The organism is Chromobacterium sp. Panama, assembly GCF_003052555.1.
Taxonomy (GTDB): Bacteria; Pseudomonadota; Gammaproteobacteria; order Burkholderiales; family Chromobacteriaceae; genus Chromobacterium.
This window is the reverse complement of the sequence record NZ_QARX01000001.1, coordinates 4777745-4797715: the sequence shown is the minus strand read 5'-3', so window position 1 is coordinate 4797715 and position 19971 is coordinate 4777745. Positions and strand designations below refer to the sequence as shown.

The following is a 19971-nucleotide window of genomic DNA, read 5'->3' as shown; positions in this document are numbered from 1 at the left end:
ACAGGCGTCGCATAGGGCGCGGCGCGCGTCTTCCGCACAATGGCAAGCGTGACGAAAGGGGAACTCAATAGTTTTCCGGGCAGAAGTGGCGTTCCACCAATTCAATCAGGATGTGCAGCACCTTGATGTGCAGTTCCTGCACCCGGTCCGCGAACTGACCGCCGGGCGTGTTGACGTAGACGTCGGCCAGCGGCTCCAGCCGCGTGCCGGCGCGGCCGGTGAGGATGATGACCTTGACGCCCATGTCGCGGGCCACCTCCGCGGCGTTGACGATGGTCTGGCTGTTGCCGCTGGTGCTGATGCCGATCAGCACGTCGCCGGCGCGGGCGTGGCTTTCCAGATAGCGCGAAAACACGAACTCGTAGCCGTAGTCGTTGGCCACGCAAGTCATGTGGCTGGGGTCGGAAATGGCGACCGCGGCCATGCCGCGGCGGTTCTTGCGATAGCGGCCGGTCAGTTCCTCGGCGAAATGCATGGCGTCGCACATCGAACCGCCGTTGCCGCAGGAAAAGACGCGTCCGCCGGCCGTCAAGCTGGCGATCAGGGTTTGCGCCGCTGCGTCGATGCTGGCCAGCGCTTCCGGGTTGGCCAGCAGATTGGCCAAGGCGGTTTGCGCCTCGCTCAGGCTGGCTTCGATGTGTTGAATCATGGTGGTGTCTCGTTTCATGCGGTGCGGCAAAACAGCAGTTTACACCCGCGTCGGGTCCGGGTCAGCCGATCTGGCGGCCAAACCAGACCACGCGGCCGATGACCTCGAACTCGCCGGTATTGCGTTGCAGGTCCACGGTGAAGGTCTCGTACAAGGGATTGGCGCTGCGCACCTGCACCGCGCCGCCGGGCAAACGCTGCAACTGTTTGACGAAGATGTCCTCGCCCATGCGGATCACGTACAGCCCCTCGCCGGGGGAATGCTCGGCGGTGTTGACCAGGATGGTGTCGCGATCCTCCAGCACGCCGCTCATGCTGTCGCCCTTGACGCTGATCACCGCCAAGTCCCGGGCGGAGGCGTTCAGATGGTTCTTGATCCAGTATTTGCGGAAGGCCATATAGAACATCGGCGCCTCTTCGCTGGCATTGGAACCAAAGCCGGCCGAAGCCTTCAGGTTATAGCGCGGGATGAAACAGAACTCATCATGGACGTTGTCGGGTACAAAACAGTCCGAATCGCGTTCTAGTCTAATCGAGGCGCCTACCGGCGGCGCCGCGTCGTACTGCGGGCCGCTGCCGTGCAATAGCCATTCCAGCCTGCAACCGCTGGCCTCCGCAATCTTGCTGGCGGTGGCCGCGCGCGGCACGCCGCCGTGATACCACATATTGGTGAACGAGCCTTTGTTGATTCCAATGCGAGTGGCCCAGGCGTAGGGCTTCTCCGCGCCTATCAACGACTCCAGCCGCTGTTTGAAGTCACTCTGTTCCAAGTTTTTTTCCATATAGAACTCCATTTGGCGTGCGAGGCCGGCGCCCCGGCCCGGTCAAATGCCCTGTACAAAAGGACAGGTAGTGACATCGTACTAATTGATCAGTTTTATGTTTTGAACTAAAATAGCACTCATACACCTGGGTAAAGTTCAAAACAAATATGCCCCCAGCCATCCCCCCGTAGAAGAAGATGCTATCGAGGCCGATTTCAATAGAATTCATGGGCTTGACAGCGTTTAGAACACGAGTTCTAAATGCGAACGGCGTACATGGCCTTGATTAATTATAACTTATTTAGAACTTATCGTCTTTGTTCCGTGCTCACAAGGAGATTTCCGCGATGACCGTAGCCAATATTGCCCCGGCCCTGCCCGAAACCATGCGCCTGGTGGCTGAGCTGATCGGGCTGCCGCGCACCTTGCAACTGGTGCAGGCGCTGGGCGGCACCACCTTGCCCATCTCCAAAAACCAAAGCAAGGCGGGCCAGCTGCGCTTCGCCGCGTTGGTGGAGGTGATAGGGGAGGACGCCGCCGCCAGTCTGACCCATCATTTTGGCGGCGACATCCTGTACGTGCCGCGTTGCAGCCAAGCCTTGCGTCTGGCGCGCAATCAGCAGCTGTTGAGCGACTTCGATCAGCTGCTGGACCAAGGCCTGGGCGCCAACGAGGCGGTCAGCGTGCTGGCCATCCGCTTCCAACTGAGCGACCGCATGGTGTGGCGCGTGCTGAAAACGCCCAGTCAAGATCTGCATTAAGGCTGTACTCCGCTTCTCCTCTCTTCCGATTTCTCCTGTTTGTTTTCAGCCGGTTCCGCCTCTGCCTGGCAGGGCAGCGCGCGCGCCGCGCAAGGCGGCCGGCTTGCGGCCGGCCGATGAGCCACGTTTCGCCAACAACAAGGAGTTTTCATGGCCAGCAGAGCTATTTCCGACCTGCATCCGCAGTTGCAACCCCTGGCCGAGGCCTTTGTGCGGCGCTGCCGCGACGCCGGCGTGGAGGCTTTGATCACCTGCACCTGGCGCTCCGGTGCGGAACAGGACGCCTTGTACGCGCAGGGCCGCAGCCGGCCCGGTCTCAAGGTCACCAACGCCCGCGCGGGCCAGTCCGCGCACAACGCCATGTTGCACGGCAGTCCGGCCGCGCGGGCCTTCGACGTGGTGCCGCTGATTGGCGGCAAGCCGGTCTGGGACGCCCACCATCCGCACTGGCAGCTGATGGGCGAGATCGGCGCCGCGCTAGGCCTGAATTGGTATGGCCGACCGGACGCGCCATTCCGCGAGTTTCCCCACTTTGAGTTGAATCCGACCGACCTCGACAAGGAGAAAAAATGATGCGTCTGTCCGACTTGCTGACCCGGCCCGGCGGCCGCCGGCTGAGCCATTCCCGGCTGTGGGCGAACATCGCCTGCGCGGCGGCCACGCTCTTGTTCGTGGTGGAAGGGCTGCGCGGCACCCTGGGTGCGGATATCTGGCTGATTTATCTCGGCATCGTCGGCGGCTACTCCGCCGGCTTGCGGCTGATCGCCGCCTGGCGCGATCGAGGCGGGCGCTGATGGGGCCGGGCTTCGCATGGCTGAAATTGGGGGGCTGGCTGCTGCCGCCCTTGCTGGCGGCGGGCCTAGCCTACCCGCTGGGGCTGCGTCACGGCGCGGAGAACTGGCGCGCGCGCTTGGCCGAACAGCGGGCGGCGGATCAAGGCCGCCAGGCCGCGGAAGCGGAGCGCGCCCAATTGCAACTGCAGGCGGCCTTGCAGCAGCAGCAACGTCTGCGCGAACTGCTGGGCAGGCAGGAGGCGCGCTTGTTGAGTCAGCAACAGGATCTGCAGCAGCGGCTGCGAGACCAGAAACAAAGGATCGAATATGTCGTGCAACAGGATGGCGGCCGCTATGGCGGCCTTGGCCCTGACAGCCTGCGCCTCTACCGGCAAGTCCTCGGCTACGCCGCCGCCGCAGTGCCCGCAACCGACCCCGTATCTATTGCAAATCCCCATCAAGCCGCCTCCGCCGGCGCCGGGCTACCGGCAGCAGACCTCCTGGCTCACGCCGCCGATTACGGCGCCTGGTGCCAGCAGCTGGAACAAAGGCTGACGGCGCTCGGCGGGCTGTTTACTTCCGAAGGACCACAACCATGAGCGACTTTTTCGATCGGGCCAGCGAGCTGGAAACCGAGTTCCGCGAGCAAGCGATTGCCCGCCATTACCAGCAGTTCGACCAGACAGGCTACAGCCACTGCGAGGATTGCGGCGACCCCATTCCGTCCGCGCGACGGGCGATCATGCCCAGCTGCACCCGCTGCGTGATTTGCCAACAACTGGCCGAAGGCTGAAAGGCGGGTTTCACGTGGAACATGACAATCTGATGGCCCTGGGCCGCATAGAAGGCAAGCTGGACATGATCGTGGCCCACCTCGCCAAACAAGACAAAAAACTGGAAGAGCTGGACAGCCGCCTGCGCGACGTCGAAGTCCAGGCCGCGCGCAGCGGCGCCTTGTCCGGCGCGGTGTCCGCGCTGGCGGTGACGCTGCTGGGCGAGTTCCTCAAGCGCTTAATCCACTGAGCGCGCAAACAGCTTTGGCGTAAATGCCGCGCGTGCATTTCTACACCGGTTCCAAGTTATTTTCCTCCCCCCGCCCACGCGCTGCGGATCGGTAACAGCATCCAAGGCGCGACGCCGATTCTGCCTCGTATTCAATCAACCCAGAGAAGGAGAGCCAGGTGTCGAACACGACTGTCTGCATCAAGCCGCAATTCCAGGTCAATGTCCTGGGGCAAGCGGAAACCAATCCCGTACGTATCGAAATGAATCAGTGCTGCTGCGACGACGGCGCAAACTCGGGCGCTTCGGTTCCGAGCGGCGCCATCCAGTATTTCGCCCGCAAGGAAGCGCCGGCGGGCTGGATCAAGGCGGATGGCTCGCTGGTGTCCAAACAGCAATATGCCTCTTTGTACCAGGCTATTGGCGATATGTTCGCCAACAAGGAAATGGACACGGACATCCAGGCGCTGCTCAAGTTTGACGATCGCAACAAATTGATCGATCTGATCAGCGGCAAAGAGGCGGTGCTGGTGGGCACCGCGAACCTGAGCTCCGAGCAAAGCAAATTCGGCAAAACCAGTTTGCAGACCAAGGCCAAGGGCCATTACGCCCGCTTCACCGTGCAAAGCAAGTTCAACCCGGACGCGTTCACGATTGAAGGCTGGCATTACCCGATGTTCACCGGTCATCCCAACTGGATTTTCGGCATGAACGCTTCGGCGCCCTGGGGCGAGATCGGTCTCGGCATCCATTCGCAGACCAAGGCGCCGATGGTTTGGTTGGCCGGTCCCGGTTCCGGTTTTATCTGCGAAGGCGTACAGGGCCAGGCCAATGCGTTTCCTGAGGCCCGCTGGTATCACATCGCGTTGTGTTACGACGGCGCGACCTATCGCCTGTTTGTCGACGGCAAGCTGGCGTGGAGCCTGAAGACTGAGCTGAAAGTCAATATTCCGGACAACACCATTGTGTTCTCGGTGGATGGCCACGACCCGATTTACGCCGACTCCGCCGGCGGCTACTTCCAGGATTGGATGATTTCCAAGAAGTGCCGCTACCAGGCCGAGTTCACTCCGCCGGGTGAACAAACCGGCTCGTCCCGTCCGGAAAACACCGAGCTGTTTCAATTGCCCGATCTGCGGGGCGAATTCATCCGTGGTTGGGACGATGGACGTAAGGTTGATGCAGGTCGGGTATTAGGTTCGGCGCAAGCATCGACGCAAGCACTAGTGGACGACGATGTTGCTCTGGCGGTTGGAGTCATCGATCGAAAGAGCAATAACTTGCTTGAGTTGGGGTATGAGCCGGCGACTTCCTCATCCGTTCAAGTTCACAAGCTCACTCCTAGTGGCCAAGCGGTGGGCGACGCCCAATCGCTCCGATCCATCCGTCCTCGCAACCTCGCCCTGCTGGCCTGCATCAAGGCCTGATCCACCTCGGCCGCGCCCGCGGCCGCAAGCCCCACTGACATCGCTCAGCTAAGCCCAAAACCGCGGGCGCGAGACAATAGCCGTATCGATAAACCGCTGAATCATTGAGGAAATCATGTCCCAGCTGATCCAACTGCAAGACGCCATCGCCGACCGCCTGCGCCAAGGCCTGGGCCGCATGGTGCGCGAAGTGGCGGCCGATCTGGACGAAACCGGCCTCTGCGGGCTGGATCTGGCGCAAGGCCGTTACCAAAGCCGGCTGACGCCGGCGGCGGGCAGCCCGGGTCTGAATCCGCAGGCGCTGGCGCGCTTGCCGGCGTTGTGGACCGTGGCCGGCGGCGTTATCGCCTGCCAGCCTTCGGCCAGCCAACGCCAGCGCTACAAGGCGCAGGCCCGCTTCACCGTCATCGTCGGCGACCGCCTGCAGGCGGATCGCGGCTACGCCGGCGCCGGCGTCTGGCAGCTGGTTTACGCGGTGCGTCGCTTGCTGGCGGCCCAGGATTTCGGCCTGGCGGTGTCGCCGCTGATTCCCGAGCAAGTGCGACCGCTGGCTCAGGCGCAGCGGGACGGCGAGCCCTGGAGCCTGGTGGCTTGCGATTTCGCCACCCACTGGCTGGACGAGGCGCTGGACAACGGCCACTGGCCGTCGCCGCAAGGCGAGACGGATCCGGACCAGCTGTTCGCCCGCTTCGGCGGCAGGCTGGAAGGCCCCGCCGCCGAATGGCGCAGCACCCGGCTGGACTACAGCCTGGACGGCAAAACGGCCGTCAAGGCCCAGGATGTCGTGCTGCAGCCCAAGCCGCCCGCCGTTTGATTTTTCGCAGTATCCCGCCGCGCTGTCCGGCGCGGCGACTTTCCCCCAACCGCATCAATCAGGAGCCCATACTTTATGGCCAGCCCCAACATCAGCTTCGACCAGATTCCGGCGTCCATCCGCAAGCCGGGCAAATACTTCGAGTTCAACACCAAGCTGGCGGTGCGCACCCTGCCGGGCAATCCGCAGCGCGTGCTGGTGATCGGCCAGCGTTTCGCCGACTCCGCTCAGCCGGCTCTGGCCGCGCTGGACGTGTTCAGCGACGAGCAGGCCGCTCAGGCTTTCGGCCGCGGCTCCTACGCCCATCTGCTGGCCCGCGCCGCCATCAACGCCAACCCCTATCTGCAACTCAGCGTGATCGCGGTTGACGACGCGGACAGCGCTGCCGCCGCCGTCGGCACCTTCACCTTCACCGGCCCGGCCACCGGCGCCGGCGTGGCCAGCCTGTTCATCGGCGGCCGCCGCGTCGACGTGGCCGTGGCCGCAGGCGACGACGCCGCCAAGATCGCCGCCGCCGCCAAGGCTGCCGTCGACAAGCTGGCGGATCTGCCGGTGACCGCCTCCGCCGCCAAGGAAGTGCTGACCCTGACCGCTCGCCACAAAGGCGCGGCCGGCAACGCCGTCGCCTTGAAAGCGCAGGAACAGATCGCCGGCCTCGGCATCACCGTGGGCGCGATGAAGGGCGGCGCCGCCGATCCGGACATCGCTCCGGCGCTGGCGGCCGTGGTCAGCGGCGGCCACCACATCGTGGTCAACCCCTTCAACAACGACACCGCCTTCACCGCGCTGCGCACCCATCTGGACTTCGTGTCCGGTCCGATGGAGCAACGCGGCGCCATCGGCGTGGTCGGCGCCGTCGGCACGCTGTCGGAAGTCAGCGCCGTCGCCTCCAAACTGGCCAGCGGCCGCGTCAGCGCCGCCTGGTATCGCGGCTCCGCCAAGCTGCCGGGCGAACTGGCCGCCGCTTACGCCGCGGTGATCGCCAGCGAGGAAGATCCGGCCCGTCCGCTCAACACCCTGGAGCTCAAAGGCCTGGACGTGGTGGAACTGGCCGCCCGCACCAGCCGCACCGAGCAGGAAAACGCCCTCTACAACGGCGTGACCCCGCTGGAAGTGGGCCCGGGCGAACGCGTGCAGATCGTGCGCTCCATCAGCACCTACACCAAGGACGCGCAGGGCGTGGATGACGTGTCGCTGCTGGATCTGACCACCATCCGCACTCTGGACTACGTGCGCCGCGCCTGCCGCGAGCGCGTGGCGCTGCGCTTCCCGCGCGAAAAACTGTCCGATCGCACCCCGTCCAAGGTCCGCTCCGAGCTGCTGGACGTGCTCTACAAGCTGGAAGAGCTGGAAATCATCGAGGCGGTGGAGGCCAACAAGGACGGCCTGATTGTTGAGCGCGATGCGCAAGACGTGAACCGTCTGGACGCCAAGATCCCGGTGGACGTGGTCAACGGCCTGCACGTGTTCGCCGGCCGCATCGATCTGCTGCTGTAAGAACGTGTTTACGGTCTCGCGAGCTAAGGCGAGACAAGGCGAAAACGGCTGAGAAAGCGGAATGTACGCGTGGTACATGAGCATTTCGAAGCGGGTTTCAACGCCGTATCGCCGACGCGCAGCAGATCGTAAACAGGTTCTAAGCGGCGCTGGGTAAACACGCGGGGTGCCGCGGCGCGCCGTCTTGCCCCTGCGCGCTTACCCGGGCGGACCTAGTTTTCCCCCGTTAACGCTTGATCCGGCGGCCCGCCGTCAAACCGGCCGGGCCGCCCACATGAAACCGAAAAGGACATTCACATGGCTTTGAAAGAATACGCAGGTTCGATCGTACTGGAAGTCAACGGCCAGGAAATCGACGTCATCGATCTGAACGTCAGCAGCAAGACCGGCCGCAAGCTGGTGAAAACCATGAACAGCAGCGGCCGCGCCCGCGGCTTCGCGCGCGGCATCTCGGAATACGAGCTGTCCGTCACCGTCTCCATCCCGCTGTCCGGCGAGCTGGACTGGGAAGCGATCGAAGGCGCCAAGCTCACCGAATTCCCGGTGGCGCCGGGCGGCAAGCGCACCAGCTACCTGGACTGCTTCACGCTGGAAGTGGGCGAGAAATACGGCGTGGAAAGCGAAGCGCGCCGCGATATCAAGCTGCTGTCGCTGCGGAAAGTTCAGGAGTAATTAGCTAAGGCTTCACTTCATTGACTCGGCCTAAGGAAGGGCCTCGCTGATGTCGAATTAGCATGGCTCTTCCTTATTTTGTACCGAATTGTCGGCTGATGCTTTTGGACGAATAAATCTTGGTGCCGTCGAGGTGTGAATTGATGGGAAATTATCACTATGCCGCTTGGTACTTTTGAATGGTTCGCTTGGCAGAATAATTGTTTAGGGGAATAAATGTCTAAATTCACCATTGTGGAAAGTGTTGGAAATCGTATTGAGCCTATCAAAAAATACGATGATATAGAAAAACATCACCCATCTAAAGGAAAGGAGAAGGGTCGGCAGTATGAAACACTGCATGGGAAATTAGAGGAGATTGCAAAGTCTAATGGACAATTGCATGTCAAAAAAGATTTTATTTTGTCAGAAAATGGCAATTCAAATGTTAATGTTCCTTCCCCAGTAGCTGGGTATGCTTATTATGATAAAAATTATGGAACAGTTGCTGTGTATGATAAACCAAAGACAGATGGTGGTAAGCTAACAGCAAAGCTACACCATATAAAGCCAGGGACGTTAACTTTTGGAAATGGTGGGCGTGTTGAGTATGGGCAGGGTCTTGGGCAGCAGTATGGAACTGGGAAAAATGGAAGGAAAACTTACGGGATACATTCCCACGTAGAAACAGATGAGATAACTTTTAGAAAATATATTGATGATATTGTTTCTGGAAAAATAATTTCAAGCTCAGCAGAAATAAAAAAGCAAGAATCAAAAAGAAATCAGAATAAAATTAAAGGAAGTGGAGAAAATGAGATCGAAAGCTGGACGTTAGGGCAAACCTCAAAGAGGTTTGAGTCAAATAAAGGAGGTGCTGGTACTATATCCACAGGGAAAGGTGATAAAGGGGGTGTTTCCTACGGAGCGTATCAACTTTCTTCTAAAGAAGGAGCAGTACAGGAGTTCTTGAAGAAAACTAAATATGGTCAAGTGTTTTCTGGGCTTGAACCTGCTACAAGTGGATTTAATAAGAAGTGGAAGGAAATCGCTGCGTCAGATTCCGATTTTTATGCGGCGCAGTACAGCTTTATTAAAGATAAGTATTATGAAAAACAGTTGGATCGTTTGAAAAAGCAAGGGGTTGATGTCTCTGGGCGAGGTCGTGCAGTCCAGGATATGGTGTGGTCAACCGCAACACAGTTTAGAAATAATACTACATCGATTTTTAAGAATGCTCTTAAAGGGCAGGACGTAAGTAAAATGTCGGACGCGCAGATAATATCTGCGGTACAGGACTATAAAGCTGAAAAAAATGAGAGCCTGTTTAGGAACTCAAGTTCAGATGTTAGAAAAGGCACGCTTAATCGAGCTAAGCAAGAAAAAGAAGCATTGCTAAAGCTGGCAGCTACGAGGCCTAAGAGCGATGCTGAGAAAGTAAATAAAGAGCAAGAGGCAATCAAGCAAAAAGCTGAGCAAATCAAGGCGCAAGAAGCGGCCAAGCAAAAAGCTGATCAGGCCAAGGCGCAAGAAGCGGCCAAGCAAAAAGCTGAGCAAGCCAAGGCACAAGAGGCGGCCAAGCAAAAAGCTGAGCAAGCCAAGGCGCATGAAGCGGCCAAGCAAAAAGCTGAGCAAATCAAGGCACAAGAAGCGGCCAAGCAAAAAGCGGAGCAAGCCAAGGCGCAAGAAGCAGCCAAGCAAAAAGCTGAGCAAGCCAAGGCGCAAGAAGCGGCTAAACAAAAAGCTGAACAGGCCAAGGTAAAAGAGGCCGCTAAGTCTAAGGCAGCTCCCGTACCGGCTGGTGGGATCCTGCTACCCGAGGGAAGAGAAGTTGCCAGTACAAACACAGGGGGAGCAGATGCTGCACAACTGCAAGCTATCTTATCCGCCTTGCAAGCCACCCTGTCCCAGCTCAGCAGCGTGCTGTCCCAACCCATCCAAGTCACCGTCGACGTCCAAAACGGCAATATCGTCGCCGCCGTCAACGCCGCCAATAGCCAACAACAAAGGAGAAGCTGATGTTCAATCTCAGTCTGTTTGCCGGTTCCGCCGCCGGCGCGCTGGTGGACGCCAGTTTCCGCGGGGTGCGTTTCGAATGCCTGCGCAGCGTGGACAGCGCCCAGCGCGACCAGGCGATGCACGAATATCCCTATCTGGACGGCGCCGACGTAGAAGACCTGGGCCGCAAGGCGCGCAAGGTTTCGCTCAGCGTCTTCTTCTGGGGCCGCGATTATCAGCAGCGGCTGCGCGACTTCGTCGCCGCGCTGGACCAGGCCGGTCCGGGCGAGTTGATCCACCCGGTATTCGGCAGCATGCCCAAGGCGCAATTGCTGGATTACCAGATCAGTCACGAGGCCGACGCGCCGGATTCCTGCACCGTGGAAGCGAACTGGGTGGAGGCCACGCCGGGCAATCCCTTTTTCGCCAGCCAGCAGCCCTTGCAGCAGGTGGAGGCCATCAGCGCTTTGGCGGCTAAGGCGCGCAGTCTGGGCGGCGAGGCCTTCGCCAAGGCTCAGGGCCTGCTGCAAAACGCCAATACCGCGCTGACCCGGCTGGGCGCGCTGCGCGTGCGCTTGAGCGATACCGTGCGGCAGCTTGCCGGCATGGCGCAGCAAGGCATTGCCCAGGTGGTGGACTTGCTGGCCTATCCGCAAGCCTTCATCGGCCAGGTGACGTCCTTGGTGGACGAGGTCGCCAACTGGCGTTTTGGCGTCAAGCTGGAAATCTGGCCGGGCCTGAAGTGGGAGGCGGAAGCGAAGCTGCCGCAGGCCACTCTGGCCGATTGGAACGCGATGAAGGACAGGCTCAACGGCGTGTCCAAGAAAATCGGCCGCGCGTCGGACAGCTTGAGCCAGGCCGGCAAGGCGCTGGAGGTCTGGACCGAGGACGAGATCCGCATCGACGCCTTGCTCAAGCTGACCGTGTCCACCTCGATGGCGAACGCCGCCGCCGATCTGTTCCGTTCGGAAGCCGCGCAGCCGACATTGACGCCGCCGGCGCTGGAGCAAGTGGCCGGCGACGTGCGCGCCACCTTGCAGCAGACCATAGAGCAATGGCGCAAGGCGCTGCCGGGAGAGGACGCGCGCCAGGTGATTGAAAGCCTGCGCGATCTGGGCCTGCAGGTGCAGCGCAGCGCCGCCGGCCTGGTGGCCGCCAAGCCGCCCTTGATTACCCGCAAGGTGGAATCCGCCGCCAATCTGCGTCAGTTGGCCCATCTGTGGTACGGCGACAGCGGCCGCGCCGCCGAACTGCTGCGCCTGAATCCGCAGCTGGCGCATCCCAACCATCTGCAAGCAGGAGAGCTGATCCATGGTTACGCCCGCTAAAAGCGCCTCGGCCAAGAACGAAGTCAGCCTGGAGATCGCCGGCAAGGCCCATCGTTACTGGACCCAGTACAGCATCGACTCCGATCTGACCGTGGCCGCCGACGCCTGGCAGGTGTCGCTGGGCCTGCCCGGCGGCGAGGTGCCGCCGGCGGTGGAGCCGGGCGCCGAGGTCAAGGTGCTGGTGGGCGCGGACGTGGTGCTGCAGGGGCGGGTGGACGACATCAGTCACAGCATAGGCGCCGGCAGCCACCAGCTGACGCTGTCGGGCCGGGATCTGGCCGGTATGTTGCTGGACTGCAGCGCGCCGTTGCTCACCGGCAAGGGCATGACGCTGAGCGACGTGCTGGAGAACGTGATCAAGCCGCTGGGCGTCAGCCGGGTGCGCGTGGATGGCAAGGCCAAGGGCCAGATCGAGAAAATCAGCGTAGACCCGGGCAACAGCGCCTGGGACGTGCTCACCCGCGCCGCCGCAGCCAACGGCCTGGCCGCCTGGTTCGATCCGGACGGCACCCTGGTGGTGGGCGGACCGGACTACAGCGCGCCGGCCAAGGCCAAGCTGATCCTGCGCCGCGACGGCAAGGGCAACAATGTGCTCAGCCTGACGGAAACCCGTTCCCACGCGCCGCGCTACTCGCAGCTGACCCTGCTAGGCCAGGGCCATCGTCAAGCCTTGACTCCGGGCAGACACGATCTCAAGCACCAGTCCGCGGACCCGGATGTTCGTTATCACAAACCGCGCATCGTGGTGGAGCCGGACGCCGCCAACCCGGCGGAACTGGCGGCGCGCGCGGACAAGATGCTGGCCGACGCGCGGCTGGCCGGCTACACCCTCAGCGCCACCGTGGCCGGACATCGCAACAGCGCCGGCGAACTGTGGACCCCCGGCCAGCGCATCCAGGTGGAAAGCGAGCCGCACGGCATCAAGGGCGGCACTTATTTCCTGATGGCGCGCACCTTCAGCGGCGGGCGTGGGCAGGGCAGCACTACCCGGTTGACGTTGAAAGAGGACGGCCGCTGGCTGCCGGTCATGCGCAAACGCTGAGACAAAGAAAGGTTGAAACGATGTGGAATGATGTAGACCAGAGAATTCGCCGCGCCTTCAGCAATGTGCGGCAGGGCTTTCGCGCGGTGCTGACCCGTGTGGACAGCGCCGGCGACGTGCAAACCGTGCAGGCCGATGCCTTGGCCGGCGAGCAATTGCAGGACGCCGAGCTGTTCCAGCATTACGGCTACAGCGCCAATCCGCCGCCGGGCAGCATGGCGGTGGTGCTGCCCTTGGGCGGGCGCAGCAGCCACGGCGTGGTGATCGCCACCGAGCACGGCAACTACCGGTTGAAGCAGCTCAAACCCGGCGAAGTGGCGCTGTACAGCGACGAAGGCAGCAAGATCGTGCTTAAACGCGGCCGCTTGATCGAGGTGGAGTGCGACACCTTCAGCCTGCGCTGCAAGAACTGGCAGGTCAACGCCAGCGAGCAGGCCAGCTTTACCACGCCCACGCTCAGCACCAGCGCGCAGCTGGTGGCGCAAGGTCAGATCAAAGGCAATGGCGGCATGGCCATTCAGGGCGGCGTCACCGTCAGCGGCGACGTGGTGGCCGGCGGCAAGAGCCTGGTGGGCCACCAACATAACGGCGTGCACGGTACGACCAGTCCACCGTTGTAAAACACGATTTTCACCAAGCGTGCTCTTGATATCGCTTGTTTGAATGTTCGCCGGCACTGACCCGCGTCCCTTATCCCCAACCCCTGCAAACCCGGAAAATAACGCCATGGACCCTCTATTGGACCCCATCACCGGCGATTACGCCGGCGGCACCACCGACACCCTGGCCAATGCCGTCTACCTGAGGCTGATGACCCCGCTGGGCGGCTGGTGGGCCGATCCCGAACTCGGCTCCCGCCTGCATCTATTGTCTCGCAGCAAGGACAGCAACCAGATCGACCTGCTGGCCTGCCAATACGCCGAACAAGCCTTGCAACCCTTGTTGCGCGACGGCCGCGCCCGCCGCGTCGGCGTAGAGGCGCAACGCCCCGGCAGCGGCCGTTTGCTGCTGCTGGTCGAAGTGGAAGAGGCCGGCGGCCAGACCCGACATTTCCAACACCATGTGAGGATAGCCTGATGCCTTTGTCCACCCCGGATTTTGAAACCATACGCGGCGCGCTGCTGCGCGATTTGCAAAACCTGCGCGCCGACGCCGACGTCGGTCCCGACAGCGACTTTTACGTGCGCGCCAGCTCGGTCGCCAGCGCGGTGGAAGGCTTGTACCAGCATCAAAGCTGGATCGCCCGCCAGATCTTCCCGGACAGCGCCGACCGCGACTATCTGGAACAGCACGCCCGGGTGCGCGGCCTCAGCCGCAAGCCGCCGGTGGCGGCCAAAGGCCTGTTGCAACTGAGCGGCAATCCCGGCGCCGGCTTCGCCGCCGGTCTGAAAGTGCGCTTGGGCGAACAGCTCTACACCACCCAGGCCGGCGGCCAGCTGGATGTGGACGGCCAGGCCCGCGCGGCGGTGGCCGCCGATCTGCCCGGCCTGGCCGGCAATGTGCCGGCCGGCACGGTGGCGGAACTGATGGCCGCGCCCAGCGGCCTGGCCAGCCGCGTCAGCTTCGCGAGCATGGACGGCGGCGTGGACGAAGAGGACGACGCCGCCTTGTTGGCGCGGCTGCTGGAGCTGATCCGTCGCCCGCCGGCCGGCGGCAACCGCCATGATTACCGACGCTGGGCGCTGGAAGTGCCGGGCGTGTCCGCCGCCTACGTCTACCCGTTGCGCCGCGGCCTCGGCACCGTGGACGTGGTGATCACCGCCCAGGACAGCCTGCCCTCGGCCGACACCCTGGCCGCGGTGCAAGCCCATATCGAGGACCTGCGTCCGGTCACCGCCAAGAACTGCCTGGTGCTGGCGCCCACGCCGCGTCCGGTGGATATCGAGGTGGCGCTGACGGTGGACGGCACCACGGTGCAAGCCGTCACCGAGCCGCTGCGTCAGGTGCTGGCCGCCCATTTCTCCAGCCTGGCCCCCGGCAGCAAGCTGTACAAGAGCCGGCTGGAAGCCTTGATCTCCGACCTGCCCGGCGTGGTGGACCGCCAATTGCTGTCGCCCGCCGACAATGTCGCGCCGACGGTGAATGAGAAAACGGTGGAATGGCTGCGCCTGGGCAAACTCACGGTGAGGGGGATGCAATGAGTCCGCAAACCCCGCATAGCGAACTGCTGACGCGCTTGCTGCCGCCGGTCAGCTACAGTTCGGACGGACCGCGGCTGCAAGCCGAGCTGGGCAGCGAAGGCGCGGCACTGGACCGGGTGCAGAACGGCGCCCGGCAGCTGGTGGGCGCCACCACGCCGCTGCTGGCCGAAGGCCTGTTGCCGGATTGGGAGCGCGTCTGCGGTCTGACCCCGCCGACGGACGCGCCCTACCAGCAGCGCCAGCAGGCGGTGTTGGCCAAGCTGGCGGAAACCGGCGGCCTGTCCATTCCTTACTTCACCCGGCTGGCGTCGGGCATGGGCTACCGCATCGCCATCAGCGAGCCGCAGCCTTTCCGCGCCGGCATCAACCGCGCCGGCCAGCAGCTGTGGACGGCGGACATCCCCTGGGTGTGGCAAGTCACCGTGTTCGGCGCCAAGACCCGCCCGTACTTCTTCCGCGCCGGCCAGTCGCTGGCCGGAGAACGCCTGACCACCTTCGGCGATCCGCGACTGGAAGATCTGTTCAAGGATCTGAAGCCGGCCCACACCTACGTCTACTTCGCCTACCAGCCTTAAACCGCGCCGAGCGCGGACCTTCCCGTCCTTTCTCCCTTCCCCTCACAGCCCCGCCCCGGCGGGCGGGAGCCTGTGCTCTTTCCCTTCCTTCAGGAGCGCTCCATGCAAGACCCCCAATCCACGGCAAACCCCGATCAAAACAAAGACCTTGCGGCCGACACCGCGCCGGTTCCGGCGTCTTCGGTCTTCGATACGCAGCAGGAGGTTTGGGCGCGCCTAGGCAGCCAATCCCAGCAAACCCCGTCCCTATCCTGATTCATTCACTGTTTTTTTGGAGAGACTGATGAAAGATGTCATCAAGCCGGTTCCCACGCCGGACACCCTGTTTCACGACGGCAACCCCAGCAGCGGCGAGCTGGGCACCATTGTCGGCGCTGACTGGCTGAACAACGTCCAGTCCGCGGTCATCGCCAGCCAGGAGGAGCTGTTGACCGTGGTCAAAAGCAGCGGCCAGAACGCGGACCCGGCGCGCAAAGACCAGTTGCTGCAGGCGGTGAAGCAGATCGCCTGGGGCGGTCCCAGCAAGCCGACCACGCTGGCCGGCTACGGCATCACCGATGCGATGAAGACCGACGATTGGGGGATAAACGGCTACAAGGAGCTGCAAGTGGGCCCCGGCCGCGAGTTCGCCGACATCGCCAGCGCCTGGAACAGCCTCAACGGCAAAACCCTGAAGACCGACGTGCTGATCAAGGTGGACGATGGTCAATACACATCGACCGGCATTGGCTTGGGCAACCAGCCCTTCGCCAGCCGCATCCGTATCCGCGGCAATATCGCCAACCCCTCGGCTTGTCAGATCCGCTTCATCGCCGACGCCAACAAGGTCAGCCACGGCGTGGTGTTCTCCAATGCCCGCGGCGTCGAATTTTCCGGTTTTCACTTGATCGGCGAAGCCACCGAAAACAACTGGACCCATCGTTGCCTGCATATCGGCGAAGGCTCCTGGGTTTGGGGCGCGGAAAGCTCTTTGATCCTGGAGGGCGCGAGCAGCGGCCTGCAAGTGGAGCAAAACTCCCGCTTCAGCAACAGCAAGCTGAGGGTCAACAAGGTTAAAGAGTGGGGCGCCGCTGTCGGCGGCGGCTCCCACTGCGAGCTGCACAACTTGAACATTGTCGGCGAGGGCAAGAACTATCTGACCAAGGTGCCATTGCGCCTGGATATCAACGACCGCAGTACCAATCCGCAAGGGATAATATGCGCGGATACCAGCCGAGCTTGGGTAACCGAGGGGCGTATTACCGGGGTGCGAACTGGTTTTGCCTCCGCCCGCAACGCCTATCTCTGGTGCGATGGCAGCGTGGTGGAGCAATCGGGGGTCGGCTTCGAGGCGCATTCTGGCGCTGTGACATGGAATCATGGTTCCGGACCGGTGCCGTCTTTGCCGCAGGGGCGGCGCGGCAAGGCGCTCAATTGCGATACGGGTTTCCAAGCGGTTTGGGCTGGGGTGATTTACGCGCCGATGGCCATTGCGGAAAACTGCAACAATGGGTTCCGAGCGCTTTGCGGAACGACCATGGTAATTAATGGCGGTTGGGCAAAGAACTGCCAGGTGGGGTTTGAGACCTACAGCACCAGTTATTTGGAGGCCTACGACACCAAGGCCGCATCGACCGGTTGCCCGACGGTGTATTCGCCGGCCACCAGCGGCGTGGCGGGCAATGCCAACAGCGTGCTCAGCTTCAGTTAAGTCGGCCAAGCGCACGCCAGCCGCATCCTTTCCGGATGCGGCTTTTTTTGCGGCTATGGCACTGACACCCGTCGCCTGCCGCCCTGCGCGCGTTTCCCGCAAAATCGTTCCCAGTCATTTCAGCAGCGACAGCTGTCATCGGCCTCCGGCCGATTTTTCTTTTCGCCTTTTCTTATCCGCGGGAGACGATTCCATGCAAGAAGCACTCAAGCCCATCAACACGCCGGACACTCTGTTTCACGACGGCAACCCCACCACCGGCGAACTGGGCACCATCGTCAGCGCCGACTGGTTGAACAACCTGCAACTGGCTACGCGCTCGGCTCAGGAGGAGCTGATCTCCCTGATCAAGGACAGCGGTCAAACGCTGGACGCCAGCCGCAAGGACCAGCTGCTGCAGGCGGTGAAAAAAATGGCTTGGGGCGGGGACAGCAAGCCGACCACATTGGCGGGCTACGGCATCAGCGACGGCGCCACCAAGGCGGAGGTGGCGGTCAAGGCCGACAAGGCCAGCACCCTGGCGGGCTACGGCATTCAGGATGGCATCACTGTGGGCATGCTGCCGCGGCGGAATCTGTTGGCGGACGGCGGGCGTTTTTTTGATCCGTTTACCCCTGAGGGAACGGTACAGGCTCGGAGTAATCAGATGGCGGTGCCGTTTGCTACGACTTTGTTTTCGGTTTCATATAGTCAGAGTACAAGTTCAGTGGGGCGGTTCATGCACGATAACAGTACATATGAAGGCACCGGTTCGAAACTGGCGCAACCGGTGGTGGATTTGTTGAATGCGATGGAACGGGGAAACAAACGCTATGGTTATGAGTTTCATATTGCGGAATTAAACTGTGGGGCGTTGACCGCCGCACCACAAGTACGTGATGGTAAGAATATGGCGATAGCTTTGGCGTATGCTGCGGTAACTGAAGGACCTGTCACATTTATGAGTTGGTTACGTTGCACTAGTGGTTCTATTTACTTTGATTATGGCGAGTATCGTAACGGCAAGAAAATGATGAATAAACGCCTTACTCCTAGTGATGGTTGGGTTCATATGGCGGGTGTCGCAGACTGGGGAGGGGGTTACAGTCATTGCCATATTTACGCTGAGAATAACTCGGTCTTCCAACTGGCCTTGCCTGCAGCGCTGTCCGGTATGCATGGCGGTTACGTACACAAAGCGCCGATCGCGCCGTAAACATCATTGGTTTTCAAGTATGGCAATCCTGCGGGGTTGCCATTTTTTTGCCTGCTCGCCACTGACATCCGTCCGCTGCTGACGCGCGTCGCTCCCCGGCACAATGAGGGCATTAATTCACTAGCGAAGCGGGTCAACTGGCGGTCTGACGACGGCTGAAGTGGTCCGCGCCCCTGCCTATGTCGCCGGCCCGGCTCATAGGCAGACTCACTAAGGAGCGAGAGCGCGATGCAAAACACCTTGAAGCCGATCAACAGTCCGGACGGCCTGTTTCATGACGGCAACCCCACTACCGGCGAGCTGGGCACTATTGTCAGCGCTGATTGGCTGAACAGCTTGCAGCAGGCGACAGCCGCCACGCAGGACGAGTTGATTGCCTTGATCAAGGACAGCGGCCAGGCATTGGACGCCAACCGCAAGGATCAATTACTGCAGGCGGTGAAGAAACTGGCCTGGGGCGGTAATAGCAAGCCGACTACCTTGGCGGGTTACGGGATTACCGATGGCGCGACCACGAGTCAAGTTAGAGCTGCGGCGCCGGCGGGGGAGGTTGCGTACTTTGCCATGCCGGTAGCGCCCGAGGGCTGGTTGCGGGCCAACGGTACCCAGGTTTTACAGAGTACTTATCCAGAGCTTTTCAATGCCATTGGGCATCGTTTCGCCCCAATCAAGGGCGAGGTGCAAGCAATGTTGCGTCTGGACGAGGCTGAGAAGTTGGCGGATTGCGCCTGGGGGTCTGCGGTATCAACGTTTGGCGGGGCAGGGATGTCGACAGAGCAGGCCAAGTTTGGGGCGCAAAGCCTGAAGACAATGGAAAACGGCGGCTACGCCAGCATGCCGTTGGCGGAGGCATTTAATCCCAATGAGTTCACCATTGAAGGATGGCATTTCCCAAATTTCACCGGCACCGGCAATAGCAACGGTTATCAGGTGGCATGGATTACCTCCATGAATCAATCCAAGACCTGGGGGGAAATAACGCTTGGCTTTGATAAGGCGAGCAAGGCCCCGGTAATATGGCTGGCTGGTGTTGAATCTGGGTTTATTGTAGAGGCTTCCGCTGGGACTCCAGGCATATTTTCCACTGCGCGTTGGTATCACATCGCTTTTTGCTATGACGGACAAAGTTATCGCCTATATGTTGATGGCGTTTTGACCTGGAGCTTATCCAGCACGCGGCGGGTGTTCATCGCGGATAACACCCTATTGTTTGGCGTGGACGGCTGCGCTCCCGGACTATCCGGTTCTTCTTCCGGCTATTACCAGGACTGGAAAGTCAGCAAAAAAAATCTTTACGCATCGGCATTCTCGCCGCCTAGTGCTCCTGCGGTATATAGAACGGAAACCAATTCCGGCAAGTTCTATTTGCCGAACTTAAATGGCCAATTCTTACGAGGGTGGAGCGATGAACGTGGTGTTGATGGCGGGCGCTCATTTGGGGGGGCGCAATTAGGTAGTGTAGAAGCCCATAGACACCCTAGTCTGGAATGGAATGGGATGGGCTTTTTGGTGAATGAAGCAGGCCAAGGTGACTTAATTCAAGGGACCCATTTCACTGGGTATAGCCCGACTAAATATGCCGGTAGAGTTGACGTAACCGGTGTGACGGGAGGATCTGAAACCCGCCCCCGCAACGTAGCCCTGCTCGCCTGCATCAAATACTAA

At 61.2% G+C, this 19971-nt stretch carries 22 protein-coding genes; 20 read left to right on the top strand and 2 right to left on the bottom strand.

Features of this window, described 5'->3' with window-relative positions; translation table 11 throughout:
* Positions 1 to 64 precede the first annotated feature (64 nt).
* Positions 65 to 649 (bottom strand): SIS domain-containing protein, encoded by a 585-nt coding sequence (locus DB032_RS21570; protein WP_107801259.1) that lies wholly within the window; start codon positions 647 to 649, stop codon positions 65 to 67.
* A gap of 61 nt (positions 650 to 710) precedes the next feature.
* Positions 711 to 1430 (bottom strand): helix-turn-helix transcriptional regulator, encoded by a 720-nt coding sequence (locus tag DB032_RS21565; protein ID WP_158274387.1) that lies wholly within the window; start codon positions 1428 to 1430, stop codon positions 711 to 713.
* A gap of 329 nt (positions 1431 to 1759) precedes the next feature.
* Between DB032_RS21565 and DB032_RS21560 the strand changes: the two genes are divergently transcribed.
* The 20 genes from DB032_RS21560 to DB032_RS21465 all read left to right on the top strand — a co-directional run bounded on the left by DB032_RS21560 (position 1760) and on the right by DB032_RS21465 (position 19971).
* Complete coding sequence (locus DB032_RS21560; RefSeq protein ID WP_048415913.1) at positions 1760 to 2173, top strand: Mor transcription activator family protein; 414 nt, start codon at positions 1760 to 1762, stop codon at positions 2171 to 2173.
* 150 nt (positions 2174 to 2323) lie between these two features.
* Positions 2324 to 2746, top strand: coding sequence for a M15 family metallopeptidase (locus DB032_RS21555; RefSeq protein ID WP_107801257.1), 423 nt, complete (start codon positions 2324 to 2326; stop codon positions 2744 to 2746).
* On the top strand, positions 2743 to 2967 hold the full coding sequence (locus tag DB032_RS21550; protein ID WP_227105798.1) for a hypothetical protein: 225 nt from the start codon (positions 2743 to 2745) through the stop codon (positions 2965 to 2967). The genes DB032_RS21555 and DB032_RS21550 overlap by 4 nt, the downstream gene beginning before the upstream one ends.
* Positions 2967 to 3545: a hypothetical protein gene (locus DB032_RS23950; RefSeq protein WP_146176760.1), complete on the top strand. Its 579-nt coding sequence runs from the start codon at positions 2967 to 2969 to the stop codon at positions 3543 to 3545. Before DB032_RS21550 ends, DB032_RS23950 begins: the two co-directional genes overlap by 1 nt.
* Positions 3542 to 3739, top strand: coding sequence for a TraR/DksA family transcriptional regulator (locus tag DB032_RS21540; protein WP_043589247.1), 198 nt, complete (start codon positions 3542 to 3544; stop codon positions 3737 to 3739). Before DB032_RS23950 ends, DB032_RS21540 begins: the two co-directional genes overlap by 4 nt.
* Before the next feature lie 14 nt (positions 3740 to 3753).
* The gene (locus DB032_RS21535) at positions 3754 to 3969 is read left to right on the top strand and encodes a hypothetical protein (protein WP_019102036.1); all 216 of its coding nucleotides are present in this window, start codon (positions 3754 to 3756) and stop codon (positions 3967 to 3969) included.
* 158 nt (positions 3970 to 4127) lie between these two features.
* The gene (locus tag DB032_RS21530; protein WP_107801255.1) at positions 4128 to 5375 is read left to right on the top strand and encodes a tail fiber protein; all 1248 of its coding nucleotides are present in this window, start codon (positions 4128 to 4130) and stop codon (positions 5373 to 5375) included.
* Positions 5376 to 5490: 115 nt separating this feature from the next.
* Positions 5491 to 6189, top strand: a complete 699-nt coding sequence (locus DB032_RS21525) for a DUF1834 family protein (RefSeq protein ID WP_107801254.1) — start codon at positions 5491 to 5493, stop codon at positions 6187 to 6189.
* 75 nt (positions 6190 to 6264) lie between these two features.
* On the top strand, positions 6265 to 7686 hold the full coding sequence (locus DB032_RS21520) for a phage tail sheath C-terminal domain-containing protein (RefSeq protein ID WP_107801253.1): 1422 nt from the start codon (positions 6265 to 6267) through the stop codon (positions 7684 to 7686).
* Between the two features lie 297 nt (positions 7687 to 7983).
* Positions 7984 to 8358, top strand: a complete 375-nt coding sequence (locus tag DB032_RS21515; protein WP_019104097.1) for a hypothetical protein — start codon at positions 7984 to 7986, stop codon at positions 8356 to 8358.
* Positions 8359 to 8574: 216 nt separating this feature from the next.
* Positions 8575 to 10356 (top strand): hypothetical protein, encoded by a 1782-nt coding sequence (locus DB032_RS23945; protein WP_146176759.1) that lies wholly within the window; start codon positions 8575 to 8577, stop codon positions 10354 to 10356.
* Positions 10356 to 11663 (top strand): DNA circularization protein, encoded by a 1308-nt coding sequence (locus tag DB032_RS21505; RefSeq protein ID WP_107801251.1) that lies wholly within the window; start codon positions 10356 to 10358, stop codon positions 11661 to 11663. Before DB032_RS23945 ends, DB032_RS21505 begins: the two co-directional genes overlap by 1 nt.
* The gene (locus DB032_RS21500) at positions 11647 to 12705 is read left to right on the top strand and encodes a phage baseplate assembly protein (protein WP_233246759.1); all 1059 of its coding nucleotides are present in this window, start codon (positions 11647 to 11649) and stop codon (positions 12703 to 12705) included. The genes DB032_RS21505 and DB032_RS21500 overlap by 17 nt, the downstream gene beginning before the upstream one ends.
* A gap of 20 nt (positions 12706 to 12725) precedes the next feature.
* A complete protein-coding gene (locus DB032_RS21495; RefSeq protein ID WP_107801250.1) occupies positions 12726 to 13325 on the top strand; it encodes a phage baseplate assembly protein V in 600 nt (199 codons plus the stop codon).
* Positions 13326 to 13431: 106 nt separating this feature from the next.
* Positions 13432 to 13782: a phage GP46 family protein gene (locus DB032_RS21490; RefSeq protein ID WP_107801249.1), complete on the top strand. Its 351-nt coding sequence runs from the start codon at positions 13432 to 13434 to the stop codon at positions 13780 to 13782.
* The gene (locus DB032_RS21485; protein ID WP_107801248.1) at positions 13782 to 14846 is read left to right on the top strand and encodes a baseplate J/gp47 family protein; all 1065 of its coding nucleotides are present in this window, start codon (positions 13782 to 13784) and stop codon (positions 14844 to 14846) included. Before DB032_RS21490 ends, DB032_RS21485 begins: the two co-directional genes overlap by 1 nt.
* A complete protein-coding gene (locus tag DB032_RS21480) occupies positions 14843 to 15421 on the top strand; it encodes a YmfQ family protein (protein ID WP_107801247.1) in 579 nt (192 codons plus the stop codon). The genes DB032_RS21485 and DB032_RS21480 overlap by 4 nt, the downstream gene beginning before the upstream one ends.
* Positions 15422 to 15704: 283 nt before the next feature.
* Positions 15705 to 17111: a hypothetical protein gene (locus DB032_RS21475; protein WP_107801246.1), complete on the top strand. Its 1407-nt coding sequence runs from the start codon at positions 15705 to 15707 to the stop codon at positions 17109 to 17111.
* Positions 17112 to 17304: 193 nt separating this feature from the next.
* The gene (locus tag DB032_RS21470; RefSeq protein ID WP_107801245.1) at positions 17305 to 18306 is read left to right on the top strand and encodes a hypothetical protein; all 1002 of its coding nucleotides are present in this window, start codon (positions 17305 to 17307) and stop codon (positions 18304 to 18306) included.
* A gap of 228 nt (positions 18307 to 18534) precedes the next feature.
* Positions 18535 to 19971: a LamG-like jellyroll fold domain-containing protein gene (locus DB032_RS21465; protein WP_107801244.1), complete on the top strand. Its 1437-nt coding sequence runs from the start codon at positions 18535 to 18537 to the stop codon at positions 19969 to 19971.